Source organism: Methylibium sp. (genome assembly GCF_013817365.1).
In the GTDB taxonomy this organism is placed as follows: Bacteria; Pseudomonadota; Gammaproteobacteria; order Burkholderiales; family Burkholderiaceae_C; genus Methylibium.
In genome coordinates this window covers 1-2,963 of sequence record NZ_JACDCU010000478.1, presented here as the reverse complement: position 1 = coordinate 2,963, position 2,963 = coordinate 1, and the positions used below count along the sequence as shown (strand labels likewise).

4 protein-coding genes are annotated in these 2,963 nt (G+C 67.3%); 3 read left to right on the top strand and 1 reads right to left on the bottom strand.

The annotated features are described in order from the left end of the window. The first annotated feature begins 163 nt into the window (after positions 1 to 163). Positions 164 to 523: a hypothetical protein gene (locus tag H0W38_RS20035; RefSeq protein ID WP_292457479.1), complete on the top strand. Its 360-nt coding sequence runs from the start codon at positions 164 to 166 to the stop codon at positions 521 to 523. A gap of 87 nt (positions 524 to 610) precedes the next feature. Next, a complete protein-coding gene (locus H0W38_RS20030) occupies positions 611 to 763 on the top strand; it encodes a hypothetical protein (protein ID WP_292457478.1) in 153 nt (50 codons plus the stop codon). A 131-nt stretch (positions 764 to 894) separates the two neighbouring features. On the opposite strand, the gene H0W38_RS20025 is transcribed toward H0W38_RS20030, so the two are convergent. Beyond that, entirely contained in the window at positions 895 to 1,716 is an 822-nt protein-coding gene (locus H0W38_RS20025) for a class I SAM-dependent methyltransferase (protein ID WP_292457475.1), read from the bottom strand. A 63-nt stretch (positions 1,717 to 1,779) separates the two neighbouring features. Between H0W38_RS20025 and H0W38_RS20020 the strand changes: the two genes are divergently transcribed. Further along, on the top strand, positions 1,780 to 2,961 hold the full coding sequence (locus H0W38_RS20020) for a radical SAM protein (RefSeq protein ID WP_292457474.1): 1,182 nt from the start codon (positions 1,780 to 1,782) through the stop codon (positions 2,959 to 2,961). Positions 2,962 to 2,963 lie beyond the last annotated feature (2 nt).

The following is a 2,963-nucleotide window of genomic DNA, read 5'->3' as shown; positions in this document are numbered from 1 at the left end:
CGGCGCGTCAAGTCTTCCAATTCGTCTGACATCACGTTCCCACGCTCACCTACGTGGGAACGTAGGGTGTCAGGCACCCTGGCCGCGATCAAGGACGCGGTTTATGGACCGCTTACAAAGCCGGCACCATGCGGCAATCGTTGACCCGAAGCGAGGCGGCGAGTTGCTGCGCGACATGCTGGCCTACGCGGGGCATCCAGTGACGCGCGCGGCCCTGTCGCTGTCGGCGCTGCTGCTGCTCCGGCCCGGTGAACTGCGGCACATGGAGTGGACATGGATCGACCTCGACGGCGCCACGCTGACCGTTCCCGGCGAAGTGATGAAGCGCAGCAAGGCCGGCCGACAAGGCGAACGGAGCGCCGCACGTCGTGCCGCTGGCACCGCAGGCCGTGGCTATCCTGCGCGCGCCGCACCCGCTGACCGGGCATGGCCGCTACGTGTTGCCCTCACTGCTGACCGGCGAGCGCTGCATGAGCGAAAACACCGTGCGCGGTGCGCTGCGCCGCATGGGCTACGGCAGTGACGACATGACGGCGCACGGGTTTCGGGCGATGGCGCGCACCATGATCGCCGAGCGGCTGGGCATCGCCCCCGAGGTGACGAGGCGCAATTGGCGCACGCGGTGGGCGACGCACTGGGCCGGGCCTACAACCGCACGCAATACCTCGACCAGCGCCGCGACATGATCGCGAAGTGGGCCGACTACCTCGACAAGCTGCGCAACGGCGCCGAGGTGCTGCCGTTTCCGAACAAGGCCGCATGAGCGACTGATCCGTTTTCGCCGCGCCTAGGCTGATCCCCGAAACTTGGTTACCTTGCCGGGCTGGCGCGGCTCCTTCTCAGGGGCTCTTAAGGGGCAGCCGGTGTTGCAGATAAATGAGTTTGTGCAGCGGGCTAGGCAAGCGCCGTCGCCAGATGAGCCTCTGCCGTGAGGACGAAGGAGCCCCGCCCATGCCTCGCCTCCAGCGCGCGCAGCAGGCCACCCTGCACCCGCTTCGCGCGATCCGCACCGAGAGCGCCGAACAGCGCGGCCATGCCGGGTGCGAAGCCGATGTTCTCGACGAGCGAGCGCGCGTCCGGGATATGCCAATGGCCGGTCACCGGCACGATCTTCACATTGCTGAAGCCGGCCCGGCGCAGGGCCTCGTCCAGAACCTGCGCGTCCTTGAATCGCAATTGCGCGGGCAGACTCTTCGGCGGCGCAAAGTCCGGCGCGGCGGCTGCGATCACTTTTGCGAGGAGGCTCATCAGCTCGTAACGTTCGGGCGCCGTCCAGGCGACGATGGCGGCGCGCCCGCCGGGGCGCAGCACGCGGCGCATCTCGGAAAAGCCGCGATCCGCGTTTGGAAACAGGATGATGCCGAAGATCGAGTACGCCAGGTCGAAGGCTTCGTCGGCGATATCGAGCGCCTGTCCGTCCATGACGCGGGCCTCGACCGCTGTCAGACCCTCTGCGGCGGCTCGGGCGCGGATTCTCTCGACCATGGCCGGGGAGAAGTCGACCGCAAGCACACGCGCCGCGCTGCGCCGGGCGAGCTCCAGGGCGAGGCCGCCGGGACCCGCGCCGATATCGATCGCCTGCTCGCCGCGCTCGATCGGGCTCGTGTCGAGCGCTGCATGCGCGAAATCTGCGGTGAACGGCTCGAACGTGCCCTCGTAGTGCAAGACCGACACATTCCAGCGCTCCGCGATCTGATCAGGCTGAAGCTCGGTCATTGATCTATACCTGCTCCTCAGAATGGTCTTTCGTCCGGAGGTGGCGTCGGACTTTCAAGCGTCGTGGCGATCATCTTCATGCGATGCGATGATGGCCGCAGGCGGCGCCTGCACCTTGCACAGAAAACATTCGCCAGCCACGACGCTCAGGAGGTTTGTGTGACCAACCATGCTATCGCCTTACCAACGACCCGTGCGGCACGCGCGATCCACGCGACACCCGCGATCCACGCGGCACCCGCCTCCTTTGCGCTCGGTATCGGCCTGACCAACGAATGCAACCTCGCCTGCGCCTTCTGCTATCGCGACCCCGACCGGCTCGACCGCCTGACGCTCGACCAGGTACGGGAGGTCATGGCAAGCGTGCCCGTCCGCTCGGTCAATCTCGGCACCGGCGAGAACGGAATGCATCCCGATTTCAGGCCGATGCTGGCCTTCCTTGCCGCGCAGCCGATGAAGCTGACGATGACCTCCAACGGCCACAGTGTTGCCATGCTCGACGACGAGGAGTTGAAGGCGTTCCACGACGTCGAGCTCTCGCTCGACTATCCGAACGAGGCCGAGCAGGACGGTCAGCGCGGCGCCGGCAATTGGGCGCTCCTTCACCGGCAGGCCGAGCGCCTCGTCCGGCTTGGCGTGTCGGTGACGTTCATCGCGGTCATGATGCGGTCGAACTTTTCGCGCCTCGCCGAGATCGCCGCGCTGGTCGCGCGTTATGGAGCGCCGCTGCGCCTCAACGTCTATCAGTCGGTCCGCTCGGACGCCTATGCGCTCACCTACGAGGAATACTGGGACGGCTTCGAGCGGCTGTTCGCCGAGACCGACGTGATCGCCATCGGCGAGCCGCTGGTGCGCGCCATGGCCGGCCTGCCGCCGCGAACCGGCGGCTGCGGGCTCGGCACGATCCGCGTCACGCCGCGCGGGAGGGTGCAGCCTTGCGTCTATTGGCCAGGCCCCGGGGACTCGCTCGACGCGCTGGTCGAGCAGGGGGCGGGTATCGTCGAGTCGGAGGCGTTCGCGGCGGCGAGGTCGCTCCCTGAGGCGTGCCGCTCATGCACCTTCCGCGAACCTTGCCGCGGCGGCTGCGCCGGCCGGCGACGCCTGCACGGTGCGCTGGATAAGCCTGACCTCTATTGCCCGATCGTGCGGGGGCAAACGCGCCGCCTGGCCATTCGCATGGCGCCCGGACGCGATCTGCCGAAGCTCGACAGCGCCTGCACGACCATTGTCATGGCGAGAAGTTAGAG

Bases quoted from the DNA above. Each gene is read 5' to 3' on its own strand.
- H0W38_RS20025 (WP_292457475.1), bottom strand. From the start codon at position 1,716: ATGACCGAGCTTCAGCCTGATCAGATCGCGGAGCGCTGGAATGTGTCG.